Origin of the sequence: Candidatus Amarolinea dominans, from assembly GCF_016704685.1 — a bacterium.
Lineage (GTDB): Bacteria > Chloroflexota > Anaerolineae > SSC4 > Amarolineaceae > Amarolinea > Amarolinea dominans.
The window spans coordinates 84,047-105,542 of the sequence record NZ_JADIZS010000026.1 but is presented as its reverse complement, the minus strand read 5'-3'; the positions used below and the strand labels follow the sequence as shown (position 1 = coordinate 105,542).

Annotated in this window: 19 protein-coding genes; 8 read left to right on the top strand and 11 right to left on the bottom strand. The window is 64.0% G+C overall.

Annotation, left to right across the window (positions count from 1 at the left end; all coding sequences use genetic code 11):
- Positions 1-119 precede the first annotated feature (119 nt).
- From gatC to IPF85_RS17880, 4 genes are read left to right on the top strand one after another with little or no spacing between them, the layout of a single operon-like run.
- Entirely contained in the window at positions 120-413 is a 294-nt protein-coding gene (gene gatC, locus IPF85_RS17895; protein ID WP_343409413.1) for an Asp-tRNA(Asn)/Glu-tRNA(Gln) amidotransferase subunit GatC, read from the top strand.
- Positions 413-1,873 (top strand): Asp-tRNA(Asn)/Glu-tRNA(Gln) amidotransferase subunit GatA, encoded by a 1,461-nt coding sequence (gene gatA / locus IPF85_RS17890; RefSeq protein WP_343409412.1) that lies wholly within the window; start codon positions 413-415, stop codon positions 1,871-1,873. The genes gatC and gatA overlap by 1 nt, the downstream gene beginning before the upstream one ends.
- A gap of 25 nt (positions 1,874-1,898) precedes the next feature.
- Positions 1,899-2,891, top strand: a complete 993-nt coding sequence (locus tag IPF85_RS17885) for a sugar phosphate nucleotidyltransferase (RefSeq protein WP_343409411.1) — start codon at positions 1,899-1,901, stop codon at positions 2,889-2,891.
- A 40-nt stretch (positions 2,892-2,931) separates the two neighbouring features.
- Positions 2,932-4,098: an aminotransferase class I/II-fold pyridoxal phosphate-dependent enzyme gene (locus tag IPF85_RS17880; protein ID WP_343409410.1), complete on the top strand. Its 1,167-nt coding sequence runs from the start codon at positions 2,932-2,934 to the stop codon at positions 4,096-4,098.
- A gap of 318 nt (positions 4,099-4,416) precedes the next feature.
- On the opposite strand, the gene IPF85_RS17875 is transcribed toward IPF85_RS17880, so the two are convergent.
- Positions 4,417-5,490 carry an alpha/beta hydrolase gene (locus IPF85_RS17875; RefSeq protein WP_343409409.1) on the bottom strand — a complete coding sequence of 358 codons (1,074 nt, stop codon included), beginning with the start codon at positions 5,488-5,490 and terminating at the stop codon, positions 4,417-4,419.
- A 465-nt stretch (positions 5,491-5,955) separates the two neighbouring features.
- Between IPF85_RS17875 and IPF85_RS17870 the strand changes: the two genes are divergently transcribed.
- The 4 genes from IPF85_RS17870 (at position 5,956) to IPF85_RS17855 (ending at position 9,910) form a co-directional block, all read left to right on the top strand.
- Positions 5,956-6,663, top strand: a complete 708-nt coding sequence (locus tag IPF85_RS17870; protein ID WP_343409408.1) for a response regulator transcription factor — start codon at positions 5,956-5,958, stop codon at positions 6,661-6,663.
- Positions 6,660-7,742: an ATP-binding protein gene (locus IPF85_RS17865; RefSeq protein WP_343409407.1), complete on the top strand. Its 1,083-nt coding sequence runs from the start codon at positions 6,660-6,662 to the stop codon at positions 7,740-7,742. The genes IPF85_RS17870 and IPF85_RS17865 overlap by 4 nt, the downstream gene beginning before the upstream one ends.
- Positions 7,743-7,855: 113 nt before the next feature.
- A complete protein-coding gene (locus IPF85_RS17860; protein WP_343409423.1) occupies positions 7,856-9,010 on the top strand; it encodes an ABC transporter permease in 1,155 nt (384 codons plus the stop codon).
- A gap of 84 nt (positions 9,011-9,094) precedes the next feature.
- Entirely contained in the window at positions 9,095-9,910 is an 816-nt protein-coding gene (locus IPF85_RS17855) for an ABC transporter ATP-binding protein (RefSeq protein WP_343409406.1), read from the top strand.
- Between the two features lie 10 nt (positions 9,911-9,920).
- Here IPF85_RS17855 and IPF85_RS17850 read toward each other — a convergent pair whose 3' ends face one another.
- The 10 genes from IPF85_RS17850 to IPF85_RS17805 form a co-directional block, all read right to left on the bottom strand.
- Complete coding sequence (locus tag IPF85_RS17850) at positions 9,921-10,697, bottom strand: mechanosensitive ion channel domain-containing protein (RefSeq protein WP_343409405.1); 777 nt, start codon at positions 10,695-10,697, stop codon at positions 9,921-9,923.
- A gap of 154 nt (positions 10,698-10,851) precedes the next feature.
- Entirely contained in the window at positions 10,852-12,408 is a 1,557-nt protein-coding gene (locus IPF85_RS17845) for an ABC transporter permease (RefSeq protein WP_343409404.1), read from the bottom strand.
- 5 nt (positions 12,409-12,413) lie between these two features.
- Complete coding sequence (locus tag IPF85_RS17840) at positions 12,414-13,394, bottom strand: ABC transporter ATP-binding protein (RefSeq protein WP_343409403.1); 981 nt, start codon at positions 13,392-13,394, stop codon at positions 12,414-12,416.
- Positions 13,395-13,487: 93 nt separating this feature from the next.
- Entirely contained in the window at positions 13,488-14,804 is a 1,317-nt protein-coding gene (gene hutI, locus IPF85_RS17835; RefSeq protein ID WP_343409402.1) for an imidazolonepropionase, read from the bottom strand.
- 37 nt (positions 14,805-14,841) lie between these two features.
- Positions 14,842-15,570 carry an SURF1 family protein gene (locus tag IPF85_RS17830; protein WP_343409401.1) on the bottom strand — a complete coding sequence of 243 codons (729 nt, stop codon included), beginning with the start codon at positions 15,568-15,570 and terminating at the stop codon, positions 14,842-14,844.
- Positions 15,567-17,012 carry a PQQ-dependent sugar dehydrogenase gene (locus IPF85_RS17825; protein WP_343409400.1) on the bottom strand — a complete coding sequence of 482 codons (1,446 nt, stop codon included), beginning with the start codon at positions 17,010-17,012 and terminating at the stop codon, positions 15,567-15,569. Before IPF85_RS17825 ends, IPF85_RS17830 begins: the two co-directional genes overlap by 4 nt.
- Before the next feature lie 128 nt (positions 17,013-17,140).
- The gene (locus IPF85_RS17820) at positions 17,141-17,644 is read right to left on the bottom strand and encodes an HNH endonuclease (RefSeq protein ID WP_343409399.1); all 504 of its coding nucleotides are present in this window, start codon (positions 17,642-17,644) and stop codon (positions 17,141-17,143) included.
- Between the two features lie 262 nt (positions 17,645-17,906).
- Positions 17,907-18,488, bottom strand: a complete 582-nt coding sequence (locus IPF85_RS17815) for a PEP-utilizing enzyme (RefSeq protein WP_343409398.1) — start codon at positions 18,486-18,488, stop codon at positions 17,907-17,909.
- Complete coding sequence (locus IPF85_RS17810; RefSeq protein ID WP_343409397.1) at positions 18,398-20,581, bottom strand: PEP/pyruvate-binding domain-containing protein; 2,184 nt, start codon at positions 20,579-20,581, stop codon at positions 18,398-18,400. Before IPF85_RS17810 ends, IPF85_RS17815 begins: the two co-directional genes overlap by 91 nt.
- Positions 20,582-20,624: 43 nt before the next feature.
- The gene (locus tag IPF85_RS17805; RefSeq protein ID WP_343409396.1) at positions 20,625-21,431 is read right to left on the bottom strand and encodes a TetR/AcrR family transcriptional regulator; all 807 of its coding nucleotides are present in this window, start codon (positions 21,429-21,431) and stop codon (positions 20,625-20,627) included.
- Positions 21,432-21,496 lie beyond the last annotated feature (65 nt).

The window sequence follows — 21,496 nt, the reverse complement described above, 5'->3', positions numbered from 1 at the left end:
CGCATCGGTTTGCGCCTTTGCAGTGAAGAATGAGTGTACAGGCGGCGCTAATCTTGCTGGCAACTGCGGGCGATGCTATAATGTGTTCAGGATCGCATCTCACCCATCGAGCATAAACTATGGCCCTGACGCTGCAAGACGTCGAACACATTGCCGAGCTGGCGAAGCTGGGCTTGACTGCCGAAGAGAAAGAGCGCTTTCGCACGCAGCTCTCCACTATCCTCGATTACGCCCAACGCCTGCAAAACCTAGCGACCGACGACATCGAGGCGACGGCCTCCGTCCTGCCGCTGACCAACGTCTGGCGCGAGGACGTGGCGCGGCCCTGCCTGCCCACCGAAGACGTGCTGGCGAACGCGCCTAACGCCGAAGACAACCATTTCCGCGTGGCCGCGGTGCTGGAAGAAGAGTGATGGCCGTGGACCTCTTTCGCCTTACCATTCACGACGCGCATGACCTGTTGCAACGCGGGCAGTTGACCTCCCTGGCTCTGACCCAGGCGGTGCTCGACCGCATCCTCGCCCTGGACAACGATCTGCAGGCGTATCTGACCATCGTGCCCGAAATGGCGCTGGAAATGGCCGCGGCCGCGGATCAACGCCGCAGCCAGGGCGAAGACCATCCCCTGCTCGGCATTCCTCTCGCCATCAAGGATGTGCTCTGCCTGGAAGGAGTGCGCACCACCTGCGGCTCGCGCATCCTGGAAGATTTCATCCCCCCCTTCACCGCCACCTCGGTCGCCCGGCTGGAAGCGGCCGGCGCGGTCTTCCTGGGCAAAACCAACACCGATGAGTTCGCCATGGGTTCCTCCACCGAGAACTCCGCCTTTTGCACCACCCACAACCCGTGGGATCTGACGCGTGTGCCCGGCGGCTCCAGCGGCGGCAGCGCCGCGGCCGTGGCCGCAGACCTGTGCCTGGGCGCGCTCGGCACCGACACCGGCGGCAGCGTGCGCCAACCCGCCTCCTTCTGCGGCGTCGTCGGCCTCAAGCCCAGCTACGGCCGGGTCAGCCGCTATGGCCTGATCGCGTTTGCCTCTTCGCTCGACCAGGTGGGCGTCTTTGGCAAAGACGTGACCGACGCCGCCATCCTCCTGCAAACCATCGCCGGGCACGATCCGCTCGATTCCACCAGCATGCCCCTGCCGACGCCGGACTATCGCCGCGCCCTGACCGGCGATGTGCGCGGTATGCGCATCGGCGTGCCGGCCGAGTATTTCATCGCCGGCATGCAGCCCGAAACCGAGCAGGCGGTGCGCGCGGCCATCGCCAGACTGGCCGACCTGGGCGCGGAGATCATCGAAGTCAACATGCCGACCACCGCCGAGGCCCTGCCGGTCTACTACCTGATCGCGCCAGCCGAGGCCTCGGCCAACTTGGCCCGTTACGACGGCGTGCGCTTTGGCCTTTCCGCCGGCGCCACCGACATCTGGGAGAACTACCGCCAGACGCGCGGGGCCGGCTTTGGCCCGGAGGTCAAGCGCCGCATCATGCTCGGCGCCTACGCGCTCAGCGCCGGTTACTACGACGCCTATTACCTGCGCGCGCAGAAGGTGCGCACCCTGATCCGCCGCGACTTCGAGCGGGCGTTTGCGCAGGTAGATGTGATGGCCTGCCCCACCTCGCCCTTCACTGCCTTCAAGATCGGCGAAAAGGCGGACGATCCCCTGCAGATGTACCTGGCCGACATCTTCACCCTGTCGCTCAACCTGGCCGGCAACTGCGGACTCTCCATGCCCTGCGGCTTCGATAGCAGCGGGCTGCCCATCGGCCTGCAGTTGCTCGGCCCGGCCTTTGGCGAGGAGAAGATCCTACGCGCTGCGCACGCCTTCGAGCAGGCCACCGCCTGGCATTTGCCGCACCCGCCGCTGTAAAAACAACGAGGAGTCAATCAGTGCTATGAAAGTTGTCATTCCCCTGGCGGGCTTTGGCACCCGTCTGCGCCCTCACACCTACACCAAACCCAAGCCGCTGCTCAACGTGGCCGGCAAGCCGGTTCTCGGTCACATCCTCGACCAGCTCAAAGGCATCGAGTTGGACGAAGTGATCTTCATCGTGGGCTACCTGGGCGACCAGATTCGGGAATACGTGGAGGCCAACTATCATTTCCCGGCGCGCTTCTTCGAACAGAAGGAGCTGCTCGGCCAGGCGCACGCCATCTGGCTGGCGCGCGAGGCCATCGCCGGGCCAATCCTGATCATCTTCGTGGACACCATCTTCGAAGCCAATCTGCTCGAAATCCCGCAGGTGGACGCCGATGGCATCCTCTACGTCAAAGAGGTGGCCGACCCGCGGCGCTTCGGCGTGGCGGTGACCGACGAGGACGGTCTCGTCACTCAGTTGATCGAAAAACCCGCCGGCTTCGACCAGCGCATGGCGGTGGTGGGCGTCTATCACATTCATGACGGCGCCTGGCTCAACCGGGCCATCGAGCAGCTCATGGCCGAAAATCGCCAGACCAAGGGGGAGTTCTACCTGGCCGATGCGTTCCAGGTGATGATCGAGCAGGGCGCGCGCTTCGTCACGCGGCAGGTGGAGGTTTGGGAGGATTGCGGCAAGCCGGAGACGGTGCTGCACACCAATCGCTACCTGCTGGAGCACAACGGCGCGTATGTGGGCCAGGCGCGCATCGTGGACTCCACGATCATTCAGCCGGTCTACATTGCCGACAATGCCTGCATCGAAGGCTCGGTGATTGGCCCCTTCGCCACCATTGCCGCCGGCGCGTGCGTGCAGAATTCGCTCATCCGCAATTCGATCGTGGATGAAGATGCCGTGATCGGGGACACGATGCTCAGCGAATCGCTGATCGGCAAAGGCGCGTTCGTGCGCGGCGCCTACCGCAAACTCAACGTCGGCGATTCGTCACAGGTAGATTTCAGCGCCGCCTGATCCCCCCCATCCCCCCCGTCATTCGCAGGAGGACCATCGTATGTCAGATCGTATCTCGCAGCGCGTTGCCAGCGTGCCCCCCTCTGGCATTCGCCGCTTCTTCGACATTGCCGCCACCATGCCCGATGTGATCTCGCTGGGCATCGGCGAGCCAGATTTTGTCACCCCTGATGCTATTCGCAACGCCGGCGTTGCCTCCTTGCAGCGCGGCGAAACGCGCTACACCTCCAACTCCGGTACGATCGAACTGCGCCGCGCGGTGGCTGCCAAACTGGCGGCCCTCTACGGCGTGTCGTACGATCCAGAGACCGAGCTGCTCATCACCGTCGGCGTCTCCGAGGCGCTCTACCTGGCGATGACCGCTATCCTCGATCCGGGCGATGAGGTGATCGTGCCGCAGCCCTGCTTCGTGGCCTACACCGCGGAAGTCACGTTTGCCGGCGGCGTGCCTGTGCCCATCCCCACCTACGTCGAAACGCAGTTCCAGGTGACGGCGCAGCAGATCGAGGCCGCCATCACTCCCCGCACCAAAGCCCTCTTGATCGGCTATCCGAACAATCCAACCGGCGCGGTCATGAGCCATGAGCGCATGGTCGAAATCGCCGCGGTGGCGCAGAAGCATGACCTGATCGTTCTGTCCGATGAAATCTACGACCGCCTGGTCTACGGTGTGCAGCACACCTGCGTACCGGCTCTGCCCGGCATGAAGGAGCGCACCATCCTGCTGGGCGGGCTTTCCAAGAACTACGCCATGACCGGTTGGCGTATCGGCTACGCGGCCGCGCCGGCCGACCTGCTGGCCGCGATGCGCAAGGTGCATCAGTTCACGATCATGTCCGCGCCCACCACGGGCCAGGTGGCCGGCGTAGTGGCCCTGTCGGACCCGGCCGCGGAGGACGCGGTGCAGGCGATGATTGCCAGCTACGATCGCCGCCGCCGCTTGATCGTCAAGGGCTTGAACGAGATCGGCCTGGACTGCTTTGAGCCGCAGGGCGCGTTCTACGCCTTCCCGTCGGTGCAAAAGAGCGGCATGAGCGATGAGGAGTTTGCCAACGGCCTGCTGCAAGAGGAACATGTCGCGGTGGTGCCCGGCAATGCCTTCGGCGTCGGCGGTGACGGCTACGTGCGCTGTTCCTATGCCACGGCAACCGAGAAACTCGAGCAGGCGCTGGAGAAGATGTACCGTTTCATGCGGCGGCATGGGTGAGAGCGGAGTTTGGAGCGCGAAGACGCGAAGGTTGCGAAGGGCGCGAAGCGCGAAGGGCGCGAAGCGCGAAGATCGGAGACCGGAGATTAGAGATCGGGGATCGGGGATCGGGGATCGGGGTCGAAAGCCCACGGACAGCAAAACGCTGACCGTGGGCTTTGTTTTTGGGCGGTATGGGGCCGTCGTATCTTCTCGATTTGTAGGGGCGCACCCTTGCGGTCGCCCACGCGGGCAGGCTATGCCCTTCAGGTTGGTGGCCTCAATTTGTAGGGGCGCACCCTTGCGGTCGCCCACGCGGGCAGGCGCAAGGCCATGCCCCTACTTTAGGTTGGCGGCCAGGAAATCGAGCACGACCTTCATGTTGGCGGCGTCGCTGAACTGTGAACCGCCGTGGCCTGCGCCTTCGAGGAAGGTCAGCGTGGCTTTGTCTGAACCGGCGGCCTGCAGGGCATCGTACAGCAGTTGGCCCTGCTGCGGCGGCACGTTGCAGTCCGCGGTGCCATGCTGGATCAGGAAGGCCGGCGCGTCTGCGGTGACGTAGGTGATCGGATTGACCAGCTTGACCTTATCGGGCACGGTCTGGATCGCCGCACCGACGACCAGCGATTCAGGCGAGTCTGCGGCGTCGTGGGTCGCGGGGCAGGAGGTGCCGGCAAACTGCTGGTCCATCTGCAGGAAATCGGTGGGGCCGAACCAGTCAATCACGGCCTGCACGCAGCTCGACTGCTCGGCGTTGCCCAATTCAGCCCCTTCCAGCGCCGCCGCGCCGCACGAGGCGCCCAGCAGCGCCACCAGGCTGCCGCCGGCCGACTGGCCGAAGGCGGCAAAGCGCTGCGGGGCCAGCTTGTAGGCGGCGGCGTTGGCGCGCAGGAAGCGCACGGCCGCCTTGACATCCTGAATCTGTGCGGGCGCCAGGGCTTCGCCGCTCAGGCGGTAGTCCACGCTGACCACGGCGTAACCGGCGGCCAGGAAATCGTCCGCGCTGGCCGGATTGCTCTTATCGCCCATCTTGAACGCGCCGCCATGCACGTTGATGACGACCGGGAACGGGCCATCGCCCTCGGGCAGGTAGATGTCGAGTTTCTGCGTGGCCGAAGCACTGGCGTAAGCCACATCCTTGAACGCAGGCGTGGCCTTGATCGCCGTCACGCCGCCGCCCATAGCGGGGCGACCGGCTGGCGCGGCGGCCGCCGGCGCGGTGGTGGCAGTGGCCGCAGGCGTCGCCGGCGCGGCGGCCGCAGTGGTGGCAGTAGCCGCCGGCGCGGCCGGCGCGGGCGCGGCGCAGCCGGTCATGATGCTGCTGACCAGCAGGGCCAGGAGACCGACAGCGATTTGCCTCAGCGTCGCCGAGCGGCGCCGGGCAGGGCGATGAGTGATTGATGAACTGAACATGGTTTGGAACTCCTCTTGGGTATTTCGGGCGACCATCACGGTGCGCCCCGACGAATTCCATGCTAACACCGAAATCTCAAGAAATCCTCAAGATCGTCTACACAGAATCTGGATTTTGTTGGGCCGCCTGGTAACTGCTCACCCTGCAAGTTGATTTGACAGGATGAACAGGATGAACAGGATTCTTGCTCTGTGGTGTGCAAAACTACCGCCACGAGAGTTCGAATATCCTGTCAATCCTGTGAATCCTGTCTGAATTCCAGGCAGGCTGAGCCTTTACGCCGCTTGACAAGAAATCCGTGTTGATCCGTGTCCAGCAAGCTGCGTGGGCGCGATCGTGCGCTCGGACTGTATCGCTCGAGAACTTCTTGACATTGTCTTGAGATTGCTGTGTTATCATCACATCAGCGAAGCGATATTCACTGGCGGTTGTGAGACGCCAGACGACTGCGGGAGAATGAGCCTATGCCACAACGAATCCTGGTGGTTGACGACGACCGATCTATTCTGAAAGTGCTGCGCGCCTACCTGGAGCAGGCGGGTTACCTGGTGCTGCTGGCGGGCGACGGCGAAGCCGCGCTGCACGCGCTGCGCCACGAACGTCCGGACCTGGTCATCCTTGATCTGATGATGCCCCACCGCGATGGCTGGGAGGTGACGCGCATCGTGCGCGCCGATCGCATCCTGGCCGCAACACCGATCATCATGCTGACCGCGCGCGTCGAAGACACCGACAAGATCGTGGGGTTGGAGCTGGGCGCGGACGATTACATCACCAAGCCGTTCAATGCGCGCGAGGTGGTGGCGCGGGTCAACGCGCTCCTGCGCCGCACCCGGCTCGATCAACGGCCGGGCGCGGTCGGCCAGGTCCTGGTGACAGGCAACCTGCGGCTCGATCTCAACCAGCACACGCTGACGATCGAAGGCCGGCCGGTGGAGCTGACGCGCACGGAGTTCAATCTGCTCACCCTGTTCATGCAGAATCCGGGCTACACCCTGACCCGCGATGATCTGCTGGATAAGGCCCTCGGTTACGCCAGCGAAGGCATGGGGCGGGCGCTCGATACCCATATGCGCAATTTGCGCCGCAAGATCGAGCACGACCCGGACAATCCGACGATCATTCAGACCGTCTACGGCGTCGGCTATCGCTTGACCGGCGGTGCGCCATGAACCGGTTATGGGTTCGGCTCAGCCTGATGATCGGCGGCGTGTTGTTTCTCGTCTTCTTCATGCAGTTCCTCGCCATCACGTTCGACAGGGATGCGCAGAATGGGCCGGGAAGCGGCGCTGCGCCCACGCTGCAAACGCCGGGCGCGCCGGGTGCGGATGGCGAGCCGGATCAGGCTGAGATTGCACGGCGCTTGCTCAACTTCATGGCGCTCTCCCTGGTGGTGGGACTGATGGCCGGCGTGGTGATCGGCCGCGTCGTCAGCGCGCCGATGACAGACCTGGCGCGGGCCGCGCAGCACATCGGCGCGGGCAATCTGGACACACGCGTCAAGGCCCGCGGCAGCCGCGAGATGTTGCAGCTTGCCGACACCTTCAACAAGATGGCGGCCGACCTGCAGCACGCCGAAACGCTGCGCAACAATCTGATGGCGGACGTTTCGCATGAACTGCGCACGCCCCTGACCGTGCTGGAGGGAAACCTGCGCGCCGCGCTGGATCGCGTCTATGCGCTGGACGAAGCCGAGATCGCCAATCTCTACGGGCAGACGCGCCACCTCATGCGCCTGGTCAACGACCTGCGCGACCTGTCGCTGGCCGAGACCCATCAGCTTCCGTTGGAAAAACAACCGACCGATCTCAACGCGCTGGTGACCGAGACCTTGCAGGCCCTGGAGCCGCTCGCCGTCGAAAAAGGCGTGCAGTTGGCGGATCAAACAGACAAGCTGCCGCAACTCACGGTGGATCCCATCCGGGTGCGGCAGGTGCTCTTCAATCTGATCTTCAACGCGCTGCGGCACACACCCGCAGACGGCCAGGTGTTCATCAGCGCCGGCCTGCGTGAGGGGGAAGCCTGGCTGGCGGTGCAGGACAGCGGCGAAGGGCTGGAGGCGGGGCATCTGGCCGCCGTCTTCGATCGGTTCTACCGCGCGGATCGCTCGCGCAGCCGTGAAACCGGCGGCACCGGGCTGGGGCTGGCGATTGTCAAAGCGATCGTCGAAGCTCACGGCGGCCGCATCGAAGCGCACAGCGAGGGCAAGGGCCGCGGCTGCCGGTTTATCATCACGCTGCCGGGCCGCTAACGAACCGGCTCGAAGTCTCGAACTGGCGCCCGCCCAGTGTGGCTTTTTCGCGCGGCGCGCCGTCCAATCTCCCAGTTCAATAAAGAACTTATTCGTACGGGGAGATGAATGTGATGGGCGCCTATCTGGCCTACAAAGAAATGCTGCGCAATCGGGGACGCTTCTTGCTCTTCAGCATGGTCATTGCGCTGATTACGCTGTTGGTGCTTTTCATTGCCGGCCTGGGCGAAGGCCTGGGTTCGGGCAACAAACAGTATATCGAAAAGCTCGATGCCGATTTACTCGTCTTCAAAGCCAAAGTGGACTATTCGATCGGCACGAGCAAGATCGAGCGCTCCAAACTCAACGCCATCCGTCGGGTTGAAGGTGTGGCCGAGGTGGGGCCGATTAGCTTCTCCGCGGCTTCGCTCGTCTTCGACGATAATCGTAAGCCGCTCAATGTCTCGTTGATCGGGGTGGAGCCGGGGCTGCCTGGCGAGATTCCGGCTCTGCAGGGGCAGCAACTGAGCGGCCGCCGCGCCAGCGAGGCGGTGATTGACCGCAACACGGCCGTGCGCGCCAAAGTGGGCGTAGGCGATACGATCCGGGTCAAGACGATTCAGGCGGCGAAGGAAGAATACTACGATCTGCTCGTGGTGGGCGTCAGCGATGCGCGCCAATACTCCTTGCAGCCTTCGGTCGTGGTGCCGATGCTGACTTTCGAGAAGATCAAGCCGCAGGCCGCGGCCGGCCCAGCCGACGCCGAGCTGATCTCCAACGTGGTGGCCGTGCGCCTGCTCGATCCTGCCGCCGGCGCGGCCATGAAATTGCGCCTGGAGTCTGAAGTCAGCGACATTCAGGCGGCTGACCTGGTGACGGCTTACGAGAGTACGCCCGGTTACTCTGCGCAGCAGGGCACCTTGAACACGCAGCGCGGCTTCGTGCTGTTGATCGGTGTGCTCGTCATCGGCGGCTTCTTCCAGATTCAGACCTTGCAGAAGGTCGCGCAGATCGGCATGTTGAAAGCGATTGGCACGCCCAACCGCACCATCGCGGCAGCTTCCATCATTCAAATCATCCTGGTGACTGCGATCGGTGTCGCCATTGGCAGCGCGGTGACGATTGGCCTCTCATTGGTCTTCCCACCCACCGTCCCCATTGCTTTCACCGGGCCTAATGTCATCGTGGGCATCGTTTCACTGCTGGTGATCGGCCCGGTTGGCGGCCTGCTTTCCATCCGCCAGGCGCTCAAGGTGGAGCCGTTGATGGCGCTGGGGCTGGCTTCCTGACAACGCGTCACGCGGAGAGGTAACAAGGCAGGTTTCGCGCAGAAACCGGTCTTGCGAGCAAAGAACGAAAGGCAAAGAGAAATCATGACGATTGCACTGGAAACACGCGCGGTCACGAAAACCTACCAGGGCGGCAGCGGCACGATCAATGCGGTAGACGCTGTTTCGCTCACGGTGAGCGAGGGCGAATTCGTCGCCCTGGTCGGCCCCAGCGGTTCGGGCAAAACGACGATGCTGGCGATGCTGGCAGCCCTGCTCAAGCCGACGACCGGCGCGCTCTTGATCGGCGGACAGGACTTGAGCACCATGGGCGAAGCGCAGCGTACCGCGTTTCGTCGTGAAAAGATCGGCTTCACCTTTCAGGCGAACAACCTGGTGCCCTATCTGACCGCGTTGGAGAACACGGAACTGATGCTGCGTCTGAATGGCCAGCGGGACAGGGCAAGCCAGGCGCGGGCACGTGACCTGCTGGCACGCTTGGGCCTGGGGGATCGCCTGCACAGCCTGCCGCGCCAGCTTTCGGGCGGTCAACAGCAGCGGGTGGCTATCGCCCGCGCCCTGATTCACAACCCGCAGGTGGTGCTGGCCGATGAGCCAACCGCCTCGCTCGACACGGAGCGCGCCTTTCAGGCGGTCGAGACCTTCGCCGCGCTGATTCACGAGCAGCGCCGCGCCGGCATCATGGTGACGCATGACCTGCGCATGGTGCCCTTCGCCGACCGCGTCATTCAGATGCTCGATGGCAAACTGGCGCGCATCATCACCGACCGCGCCGAAATCACCGCCCTGGCTGGCACGGGTCGTGGGGAACGACCGCCGCTGCGCGACATCACCACCGAGCCGCGTCCCGTCAAACCGACCAGGACGCCGGAGCTGACGGCTGCCCTCAACACCCTCTGAGCACCTGCACTTAGTCGGTCAACTCGATGCCGGCCCCTTGCACGCGGCCCTGTAAGAGCGTGGCGATTTGCAGTTTGAGCGAGGCCGCGTGCGCGAAGGTCGCCTTGGCAATGACGGTGAGCTGGGTCTTGTTGCCCAGCATTTCACCGCCGGCAATCACCTGCCAGGGTTCGATCAGGTCGGGCAGCAGCGTAACCGCCTCCACGCCCAGCGCCTCTACCAGGGCCAGGGCGCGGGCCAAGTCGCTGTGTGCGACCATGAAGGCCAGTTTGACGGTGGAAAAGCTGGCCCGGCTGAAATTGCGAATGACCCGAACCTCGCCGTTGGGCACCGTGAACAGCTCTCCGGTCGGCGCGCGCACCAACGTGTCCAGCACGTTAACGCGTTCGATCACCCCTTGAATGCGATCCATGCCCGCGACCATCTCGACTTTTTCGCCAATGGCAAAGGTGTTGCGGAAGATGAAGCTGCCGCCGGCCAGCAGATCGTTGACGAATGCGCGCGCACCCAGGCCAAACGCGGCGCTGAAAAGGCCGATCATCCAGATCAGCGTGTCGGACCGGATGAAGAGGGCCAGTGTCGCCACGATCGCGGCCATAAATGCGGCGAATTTGATGCCGCTGGCAAGCAGACCTTGCAGCGTTTCCCGCCGCTCGTGCGAGGGCCGTCTGTGCCGCGGCGCCAGGTAGGTGACCCAGGCCACCACCCGTGCGAGCTGCTGTGACAGCGCCGCGATTAGCAGAGCGAGCAAGAAATAGAGGGCAATCAGCAGGGTTGCTGTGGCCATCGGCTGACTGATCATCGAAGAGGGCGGAAAAGACATCACGGCACCCCGTTGCCTGAAAGATCGCGCCGGCCCCACACGCGGCCGGTTGCTCTCACTCTACCACGAATTGCGGTTGCCAGGCAAGTCCGCCATCCCCCCCGCAGGCTGGCTGCCGCTACTGCTTGCGGTAGTCGCGCGCGAACAGGACGCTGTTGAGGGCGAAAAAGAAGACTGCCAGGCCCAGCAAAGCCAGCAGGTGCTGCGGATTGGGCCAGGCGCCGACCAGGAAAAGACGCTGGAACGCCTCGCGGCCGTAGTAGACCGGCAGGGCGTAGGCCAGGTATTGGACAGGCAGGCGCAGGCCGCTGATGGGCAGGAAGAAGCCACTGAAGAAAACGGCGGCCAGCAGTGAAATCATCGAAAGTTGCACTGCCTGGCTTTCGGATTGGGAGATGAGCGAGATGAAGAAGCCCCAACCCAGCGAGGCCACCGTCACCAGCAGCAGGGTCAGCAGAAAAGCCCACACACTGCCGAAGAATGGCACGCCGAGTACGAGGATGAGCGCGGTCAAGATACCGCCGAGCACCAACCCCAGAATGATATAGCTGAGATACTTGCCCGCGAGAATTTCGACCGGCGCAATGGGCGCCACGCGGAAAATCTCGTCGGCGCCCAGGAGCTTTTCGCGCACCAGCGAGAGCGCGCCAAAGGTCACGGCCAGGTGCTGCACGAGCAGCGCCAACACCGCCGGCGCATAGAAATCAATGTAGCCAGGCGGCCGGCCCTGCAGGCGGTCGCTGTTAATGTTGTGAATGTCGAGCGTGAAGGGATTGACCAGCACCTCCGGCGGGATGTCACGCAGCAGCGTGCCCACCTCTTGCAGTTGATCCAGCAGCCCGCGTGTCTCTTGCAGTTGGGCGCGTGATTTTGCCACGTCACCGCCATCCGCCTGTACGATCTGGCCGCGTACTTCGCGGATCGTGGCTTTCATGTCGGTCAGCGCCTCGCGCGATGCCTGCAACTTCTGCACCTCCTCGTCGGATCCGCCCACCGCGCTGCCAACGGCCGCGTAGATACCGCCGCTCAGACCCAAGGCCGTGTCCAAACCCACGGACGCGGCATCCACCTGCGCTTCCAGTTCATCCAGGCGTTGCAGCGCGGTGGCCGTATCACCGTTGCCCAGCGCCTGGTCCAATTCATCCAGGCGAACCAGGGTGTCCTGTGAGAACTCATCCAGCCCCGCGGACAGCGTGCGCGCCCGGGCCAGCCCTTGGACCACCAGGTCCTGGTTGATACGTGTGACCAGTGCATTCACCAGGTAGGCGGCATAGTCCGCGCCCACGGGGTCAATTTCGTTGACAAGCACCGTCAGCGTGATCGGATGGCCGCTGCGAAACTCGGCATAGGCATCGGCCGGGAACTGCGCCAGCACATCCACTTCCTTGTTGATCAGCTTTTCCTGCCCCGCGGCGGCGTCGCTGGTGATCTCCACCACCTTGATCGGCCCGCCATACTGACCGGCGATGGGCTGGATTTGGTCACGGATGGCGGCTCCTTCAGGCACCACCAACAGCACCCTGACCTGGGGCCGGGCGCCGGTATAGCCCACACCGAAGAGCAGCAGGATCAGGAACGGGCCGAGGATGAGGGACAGCACCAGCCGCGGCTGGCGCAACACCTCCCAGATTTCTTTGCTTGGGAACGAGATCAGACGCAATAAAAACTTTGGCATGACACCTACCCCTGCTTTTCTTTTTCGTGCTGCTCGATCAAGCGGACGAAAACCTCATCGAATTTGAGTTCTACGATGTCCACACTATCGAGGTCGAGTCCCTGCTCGTACAACGTCTGCACGATCAGGGGTAGGCGTGTCTGGGCGTCATCCACCGCAATGCGCAATTGATCGAATTTGAGGCGCTCGATTCCCTTCACCCCGGGTAGATCCTGCAGGATGGTCATGTGCTGGCGGGTCATCCGGTCGGCTGTGATTTCAATGGCTTCGCCGCCCAGGGCTTGGGCGCGCAGTTCTTGCGGCGTGCCCAGGGCCACCAGTTCGCCTTTGGCCACAATCGCGACCTTGTCGCAACTATCGGCCTCGTTGACATATTGGGTGGTGACGAAAAGTGTGCGCCGACCCAGTGATTCGCCCTGCGGGCCAATGCGTTCCTCGTCGCGCAGGCTGCGGAATTCCTTCCACAACGACGCGCGCAGAATGGGGTCAATGCCGGCCGTTGGTTCGTCCATGTAGACGAGCGCCGGCTCATGCAGCAGCGCGCAGGCCAGTTCCAGGCGCCGTTTCATGCCGCCAGAGATGTTGCCGGCCAGGCTGCGCTGATGCTCGGTCAGGTTGACCAATTCCAGCAGGCGCGGCAGACGCTGACGCCGATCATGCCAGCTCAGGCCATAGATCGACGCGATGAAGTTGAGGTTTTCAGCCACGCTCAGGTTGGGGTAGAGCACAAACATCTGCGGCATATAGCCGATCTGTTCACGATCCTGGCGTGAAAAACGGGCCGGTTCTTTGCCAAAGACCGTTACCCGGCCCTGTGTGGGAAAATAGACGCCGTTGAGCAGGCGGATGAGGGTCGTCTTGCCGCTGCCGCTGGGGCCGAGCAGACAGAAAATCTCTCCTGGCTCCACCCGCAGACTCACATCCCGGAGCGCAACCTGCTCTCCGAAAACCTTGTTCACCTGGCTGACCTCGATCACTGGCGCCATGTCTCTCATCTCCGATTCTCATGCCTTCGCGCCCCCCCTTCGCGCGCCTTCGCGCCTTCGTGTGCCCCTTCGCGCCTTCGTGCTCCACACGCCTCACTCCTCCCTCCACACCACTTGCCCCTTCTTGATGACCTGCTGCACCAGGTTGGTGCCGAAGCGATAGCCAAGATGGCGGTAGTCGGGCGCGTCGAGCAGCAGGATATCGGCCTGCTTGCCCACCTCCAGGCTGCCCACCACCGCGCCCAGGCCGATGGCGTGCGCGGCGTTGAGGGTGGCCGCGCAGATGGCCTCCGCGGGCGTCAGGCGCAGAAAGCGGCAGGCCAGGGCAATGATGAACTGCATGGACTCGCACCAGCAGGTGCCGGGGTTCAGATCGGTCGCCAGGGCCAGCGCGCCGCCCAGGTCGAGCAGGCGCCGCGCCGGCGTAAATTCATGATGCCCCAGGCCGAATGGCGTGCCAGGCAGCGCCACGCCGATGGTGTTGGACTGGGCAAGCAGGGCCAGGTGATCGGGCGGAGTGCTGACCAGGTGATCCACCGAGGTGGCGCCCAGACGCACGGCCAACGGGGTGCCGCCCAGGGGCGCGAACTCATCCACGTGCAGCTTGAGCGCCATGCCCGCCTCAGCCGCGGCGGTCAGGATGCGCTCACTCTGCGCCAGGTCGAAGACGCCGTGCTCGCAGAAGACATCACAAAAGCGCGCCGCCGGCACATAGGTGGTGTAGCCAGGCCCGCCGTCGGCTGCGTTCAGCACCACCTGGTACTGCAAATCGGCCACGGCCGGGATCACCTCGGCAACCAGGAAATCCACATAGGCGTCGGTGCGGCCGCTGAACTCCGGCGGCACCGCGTGCGCGCCCAGGAACGTGGGCACCAGGTCAATGGCGTGATCCTCATCCAGGATGCGAATGGCGTCCAGCATCTTGATTTCATCGTCCAGGTTGAGGCCATAGCCAGTCTTGGCCTCGGCCGTGGTGGTGCCATGCGCCAACATGCGGTCCAGGCGGCGTGCGGTCTGTGCCACCAGTTCTTCGATGGAGGCGGCGCGCGTGGCCTTGACCGTGCTGACAATGCCGCCGCCGGCTTGCATGATCTGCATGTAACTGGCGCCGGCAATGCGCAGATCGAACTCCGCTGCGCGGTCGCCGGCCCACACCACATGCGTGTGCGGGTCCACGAAGCCCGGCAGCACGATGCAATCGCTGGCATCCAGCATGTCATCCGCGGTGTAGGCGGCCATGATCTGCGCGGACGTGCCCACCGCAACAATGACCTCGCCCTTGATGGCGAGCGCGCCATCCTCGATCAGGCCACTGTCGGCCATCTGGACGCCGCGTCGCGGCCCACCGCCCGGCGGCGCCGCCACGGTCAGCAGTTGGCGGGCGTGATAGATGATACGCGAGACATGCATGGCGTTACCTCGTTTTCACGACTGCAGCATGGGCTATTCAGGCGTCCGCTGATTGGTGCTGGATCAGGAATCCATAGCCAATCAGCAGGGTTGTGGCGAAGGCAAACCACTGAATGGCGTAGCTGAGATGCGGCCCGTCACTCAGATCAATCTCCACATCAGCGGCCGGTAGCACGCCGCCGGCAAAGCCCTGGGTCTGCTGCACAAAAATAGGCAGCAACGGATAGGGCGTCTGTTCCTGGATGCGCGCAATGTCTACCCGATACCAGCTTTCCACACGGGTCAGCTCGGCCGTCAGGGCCGGGTCGAGCGGGGACAACCAGCCCTGCCGCGCCTGGGTCGCGCGTGCAATGCCTTCGATGATGACGGCCTCGCCCGGGGCCGGGTATTGACTGCGAGGCGCATCGTAGGGGATCCAGCCGCGATCAATCAAGACGGCCTGGTCGCTGCCGGCCAGACGCAGCGGCGTCAGCAGGTGGACACCAGGCTCATCTTGCCGGGCTTGATTGCGCAGGACGATCTCCGGACCGGGGTCGAAGGCGCCTTGCACCCGCACATGCCGATAGTTGAGCGCCGCCGGATCCGCCACCGCGCCTGTCAACTCGATGGCCGGCGCGGCCAGGCGCGCCTGGATGTCGGTGTTGAGCGCCCGCCGCTCGTTGAGGCGCCGCACCTGCCACACACCCAAGCTGCCCAGGCCGATGACGGCAGCTGCGACCAGGATCGTTAGCGGCAGCCAGCGCCGGCTGACGACGCGCCGCATCATGGCTGCAAACCCTGGTTGCCCCACACCGTGGCCACGGCCTGAATATCACCGACCTCCACCGCGCCGCTGCAGTCCAGATCATGATCGGGCACGAAATCGGTGCGCTGGAAATCGGCCGCGACGAGCTGCACATCCAGGACGTCCTGCAGACCATCGCCGTTGACATCGGTGGTGAACGCGCCGGGAGTGCAGACGGGACGCAGGCTCAGCTTGTAGACCGCGCCGGAGCCATTGCCGCAGGTGCCGCCATAGTTGGAGCAATCGGTGACGATGTACAGATCGCCGATGGCGTCCTGACCGAAGGAACTGAGAAAGGCAATGCTGCGGCCGGCCGGAGGCGTCAAGGTGTGGTTGGCCGCGGTCCAGGTGCTGCCACCGAAGGTGAGGCTGCGCGCCTGGCTGCCCCCGCAGTAATCGGCAAAGAAATACTGGCCGAAGAAGCTGCTGTTGGGCGAGCCGCGAAAGCGGTAGCCGCCGCTAATGGAGCAGCCGTTGCCGTGGCTGTAGACATGCACCGGCGGGGTGAGGGTCAGCGAACTGCAGTTGCCTGAGAAGTTGTACTGCGCGTTGCCTTCCATGCAGCGCCAGCCGTAGTTGACGCCGCCCGCGCTGCCGGCCGGTTCCAGGTCCACCTCTTCCCAGTCGCCCTGCCCCACATCGCCGATCCAGAGATCATGGGTGAGGCGGTCGAAGCTGAAGCGCCAGGGGTTGCGCGTGCCGAGATCCCAGATTTCATCCAGCGGATTGCCTGCCCCCACAAAGGGATTGGTGGGCGGGATGGCGTAGGGTGTGCCGCCGTCCACATCCAGGCGCAGCATCTTGCCCAGGAGGACGCCGGTGTTCTGCGCGTTGTTGGGCGGATCACCGCCGCTGCCGCCGTCGCCCGTGCCGAGATAGAGATAGCCGTCCGGCCCAAACTGCAGTTGGCCGCCGTTGTGGTTGGAGTTAGTGGGATGGGCGATGGTGATGATCGTCAGGGCGCTGGCCACATTGGCTACATCGGGGTTGGCGGACACGCTGTAGCGGACGATCTGCAGGTTGCCGGAGAGATTGACGTAGTAGATGTAGAAGTAGCCGTTGCTGGCGTAGTTGGGATGAAACGCCATGCTCAACAGCCCTTCTTCATTGCCGTAGCTCACCAGGGCGGAGACATCCAGGAACGAGGTGGGCAGCAGGCCGCCGTTTTTGTAGATGCGAATACGCCCGCGCTTTTCGATGATGAAGAGGCGGGCGCGGTCGGCCGGCGCAGCCGTGACATAGACCGGGCGTTCCAGGCTGCCGACGATCAGCGTGGTGGCGATGGTGACAGCCGGCCCGGTTTGGTCCGCGGCCGGCGCTTTGCCTGTTTGCGAAAGTTCAGCAGCCAGGGCGCTGGCGGGCGGCAGGCTGGCAAGCAGACAGGCGAGCAGGAGGATCATCAAGGTACGGTGAATAGTTGGCATGAGCATTTTTCCTTTCGGTGTTGGTTGACCTGGGTTATCTGCTGACGGCCTATGGTACCATCGTTGGCGAGTTATGCCAACAAATCGAAGGCGTGCGTTGTGCTATAGATGTCCCACCTCCCTACACCTCACAGCTCAATCCACATCTTCCAGGCCGCGGGCACATCGCCGCTGGCGATCAGGTAGCTGGTGCGCGGGGTCTTTGGCTCGATCAGCAGCTTCATGCCAGCCTCATGCGGCGTGCGATTGGCCTTGCGCTGATTGCAGCGCGCGCAGGCCGCGACCGTATTGCCCCAGGTGGAGGCTCCACCCCGCGACGCCGGGATGAGATGATCCACCGTGAGATCGCGGCCCGCATGGCGACGACCGCAGTAAGCGCAGGTGAAATCATCGCGCTCGAACACCCCGCTGCGCGTCCAGGCCGGCGTGCGGCGATGCGGGACGCGCGCGTAGATCTTCAGGCGCAGCACCTGCGGCACTGCCAGCGTCTGCGCGGCGCTGGACACCGTGACATGCTCGGCGCTGACCGCCTCCACGCGACCTCGCAGCAGGAGCTTGACCGCGCGCGCCATCGTCACCACGGTCAGTGGCTCATACGACGCATTCAGCAGCAAGATGGATTGAGCTACCATACTGTTTACCTCCGATCGCAGGCAATAAAAAAGCCGCCTGTTTGGCGGCTCGCTGACGGCAGATGGCTGAGAATAGAAAACTACTCTCCTCCTCCTGCCCAGGCAGAGCCGCGCGCGGTCGCACCCGTGATCGGGAATTCCCGTCGCAGGTCAAACCAGGCCTTCTGTGATTGACTACAAACCGTCATCTTCGAACCTCACTCCTGAGACACTCTTTCGGGTTACGGCAATATCCTACTTCAATTGGCAGCGTTTGTCAAAATCAGGGGGTGAGCACCGTCACCCGCCCGACCGAGCCGTCCACGCGGATACGCTGACCGGTTTTGAGGCGCGTCGTGGCTTCATGCACGCCAACCACGGCCGGGATGCCGTATTCGCGCGCGACGACCGAGCCGTGCGTCATCAGGCCACCGACCTCCATCACCAGGCCGCCCGCCGCCAAAAAGAGTGGGGTCCAGGCCGGATCGGTGCCAGGACAGACCAGGATTTCGCCTGGCGCCAACTGCGCGCCGCGCGGGTCAAGCACGACATGCACCACGCCTTCGACCACACCGGGCGAGACGGGGCTGCCGGTGATGGCGCCATCCGCGTTGCTTGCCCCCAGGCCCGCATAGAAGACCTGGCCGTCGCTCAGCAGGAGGCGCGGCACCTGGCGGCGCTGCTTCTCGCGATCGTAGGAGGCGCGACGTGCGGCCACCAGCGGCTTCCACGCGGCGCGCGCGCCCGATGCCAGTTGCTGCAACTCGGCTGTGGTCAAGAAAAAGACATCCTCGGCCTGCTCCAAAATACCGGCTGCGACCAGGGCGCGGCCGCTGTCCAATAAGACCTGACGCAAGATGCCCATGGCGCGAATGATCGAAAATTTGGGCGTTTCGCGCAGACCGGCCAGGGCACGGATGCGCCGCGCGGCCGCACGCGCGCCAGCCGCGCCTTGATCCAGCCGCGTTTGCCCCGCCGTATCGCGTGCGTCAGGTGTTCGATGGCTGCTTCAGCTGTCACCGCGCCGCGCTTGAAAACGACATCCGGCGCCTGATTAGGGTCTTCGATGTTGAGATAGCTCTGCACCACCTGCATGATTTGCGTGGGGTCTTCGCGCCAGCGCCGGCGGCCAATGTCAATTTCGCCCACGCCGCGCATGCCATAGCGGCGCAGGAAGGCGCTGAGCGCCGTCTGGGCGACTGGCGGTAGCTGCCTGGCCTCATAGCCGCGGGCCAGGGCGACGGCATCCGCTTGCTTGAAGGCCGCGGCCGCCGCAGCATCGGCCTTGATCTGCTGGGCCGTGGCCCACAGCGCCAGGTCCATCTCGGTGGTCACGTTGTACGGCAGGCCGCGGGTGGTGGTCAGCACCCATTGTGGCCCGTCGGGCACATCCTGGGAGAGCACGTTGAGCAGGCGTAGTGGGATGATGCCGGACGCCACGCTCGGAATGATGTAAGGCATAAAGGTGGTGAGAAGGTGGCGCGGCAACGTTTCGACCAGGGCCACGCGCGCACCCAGACTGGTGGCGGCCTGAGCCTCTGCTTCCATGCCAGTCAGCATTCGCTCGATGGACTGCTGGGTGACAGCTCGGCCATGCTCAGGCCGTGACAAATTGACCGCCACGGTGCGCACCAGTGGAGCGAAGAAGCGTACCATGTTCCACAGCGCGCGCAGGCTAAAACCGCGGCTGTTAGGCGCCAGGCGCGCGTCGTTCAACAGGGGAGCCAGCAATTCATGCGTTCCCGGCTCAATGACGCTGAGGAATCCGTTGATCAAACCACGCGTGGTTTGATTCTTGAGCGCGCCGGTGATGTTGATGAACAAACGTTCACCCGCTTCGGCCAGGGCCTTCTGCGTTTGCAGCGTGCAGCGGGCGCCAAACAGGCCAGAAGCGAAAACCACGAGATTCATGAAGAAGTCCCGGCCCAGGGGCGTAATCGGGTCGAGCATTCCCTGCGCCGCGCCCAACGAGAAGAAGGCGCGCAACGGTTCGGGCGGAAACGGCGCTGGCAGGGGGAAGAGTGAGGTGATCGGCCGTGCCTGCAGCAGCGCCAGGCGACCTTCCGCCCAGCCCCATTCGATGTCCTGCGGCGTACCGAAGATCTCGGCCACGCGGCGGCCGAGGCCGGCCAGTTCCGTAATCACCGGGTCGGGTAGGGCCTGGCGCTGACCGGCATCGTTGGGCGCGGTGATCGTGCCGCCGCCGGCCTGACCGTGAATCGCCAGGGCTTTGGCGCCCAGGGTCTTGCTGACGATGCGGCCCTGCGCATCCACCACGTAATGGTCAGGTTCGACCAGGCCGGAGACCAGGGCCTCGCCCAGGCCGAAGATGGCGTCAATGACGAGCTCGTTGCGTTTGCCGCTCAAGGGGTTCGCTGTGAAAAGGACACCAGAGGCTGCGCTGGGCACCATCTCTTGCACGACGACGGCCAGGGCCACGCTGTCCTGGTCAATGCCATTGCGGGCGCGATAGCCAATGGCGCGTGCGGTCCACAGGCTGCTCCAGCAGTTGATGACCGCGGTCAGCAGCGCCGCGTCGCCGATGATGTGCAGGTAGGTGTCCTGTTGTCCCGCAAAGGACATATCGGGCAGGTCTTCGGCCGTGGCAGATGAGCGCACGGCGACGGGCGGGCGTCCCAGGTTGGCGTAGGCCTGGCTGATTTCCGCAGCCAGGTTGGCGGGCATCACCCCGGCCGCGAAGCGGCTGCGCATGGTCTCCGAGGCGGCTGCCAGCGCGGCCGGGTCATCGGTGCGCAGCGCGGCCAACGCCACCGTAATGACGGCATCCAGGTGGTTGCTGCCAACGTAGGCCTGGTAGGCTGCGGTGGAAATAATGAAGCCTGGCGGCACCGGCAACCCGGCGCGCACCAGGCGGGTCAGATTGGCGCCTTTCCCGCCCGCCGTCGCCAGCGAGGCGTCAGCTTGAGCGAGCGCTAACACCGTGGGTTTTGTGCTCATACCTATGCTCCGTGGCGTCAAAACAGAAAACGCCTGCTTGATTTCAGACACTTCTCCGCGGGGATACACGCCGGCCGCCCTTCCAGGTGGGGCCAGGGGCGGTAGGTTCTACGGGTGACAATGGCGGGGTCGGTGTGTCCTGTGGCTGAGGCGCCGCGTCAGGCGGCGGCGTCGGGCTGAACGAAGCGGGTCGGGCGACATCGTCAAGCACCGGGGCGGGCGGGAGTTCCGGCGTCAGCGGGGCCATGATCCCGTGAAAGAACATGTCCATGACATCGTCCAGGGTGCCGAGGCCGCCCGTGGCAGGGGTGGCCTGGTTGAGTGTCGAACGGCTCAGGAGGGAAGCGGTGAGGTAATGGGCAAAGATGCTGCCCAGAAAGATGCGGAAAATGGCCGGCGGACTGAACGGGCGCAAACGCCCGGGCGCGGCCTGCAACCGCTCCAGGAACCCGAACACACTGGGCAGCAGAAGTTCCACCAGTTCCGGGATATGCTGACCGTTGAACTCCACGAGTTCGATGAACATCAGGTTGATCAGGCCCGGCTGCCGGTCAATTTCAGCCATGAGACGTTGGGCCGTCGCCCGCAGAATCTCCTCGGCCGTCTGCCCGGTGGACGACGCATTGAGTTGGGGAATCATGGTCACGAACGGGTGATAGGTGCGCACCACCGCCTTGAAAATCTCTTCCTTGCTGGGAAAATGGTTGTACACCCCGCCGACGACCAACCCGGCGCCGTCAGCAATCAGGCGCATCGAAGTGCCGTGATAGCCAGTGGTGACGAACAGGTTGTAGGCAACAGCCAGGATGGTTGCCCGCGTGCGTTCGCCTTTGCTGAGTTCTTCTTCCATAAGTCACCTATTATTATGAACGACCGTTCATAGTAATGATACATCAGCACAGGCGATTTGTCAAG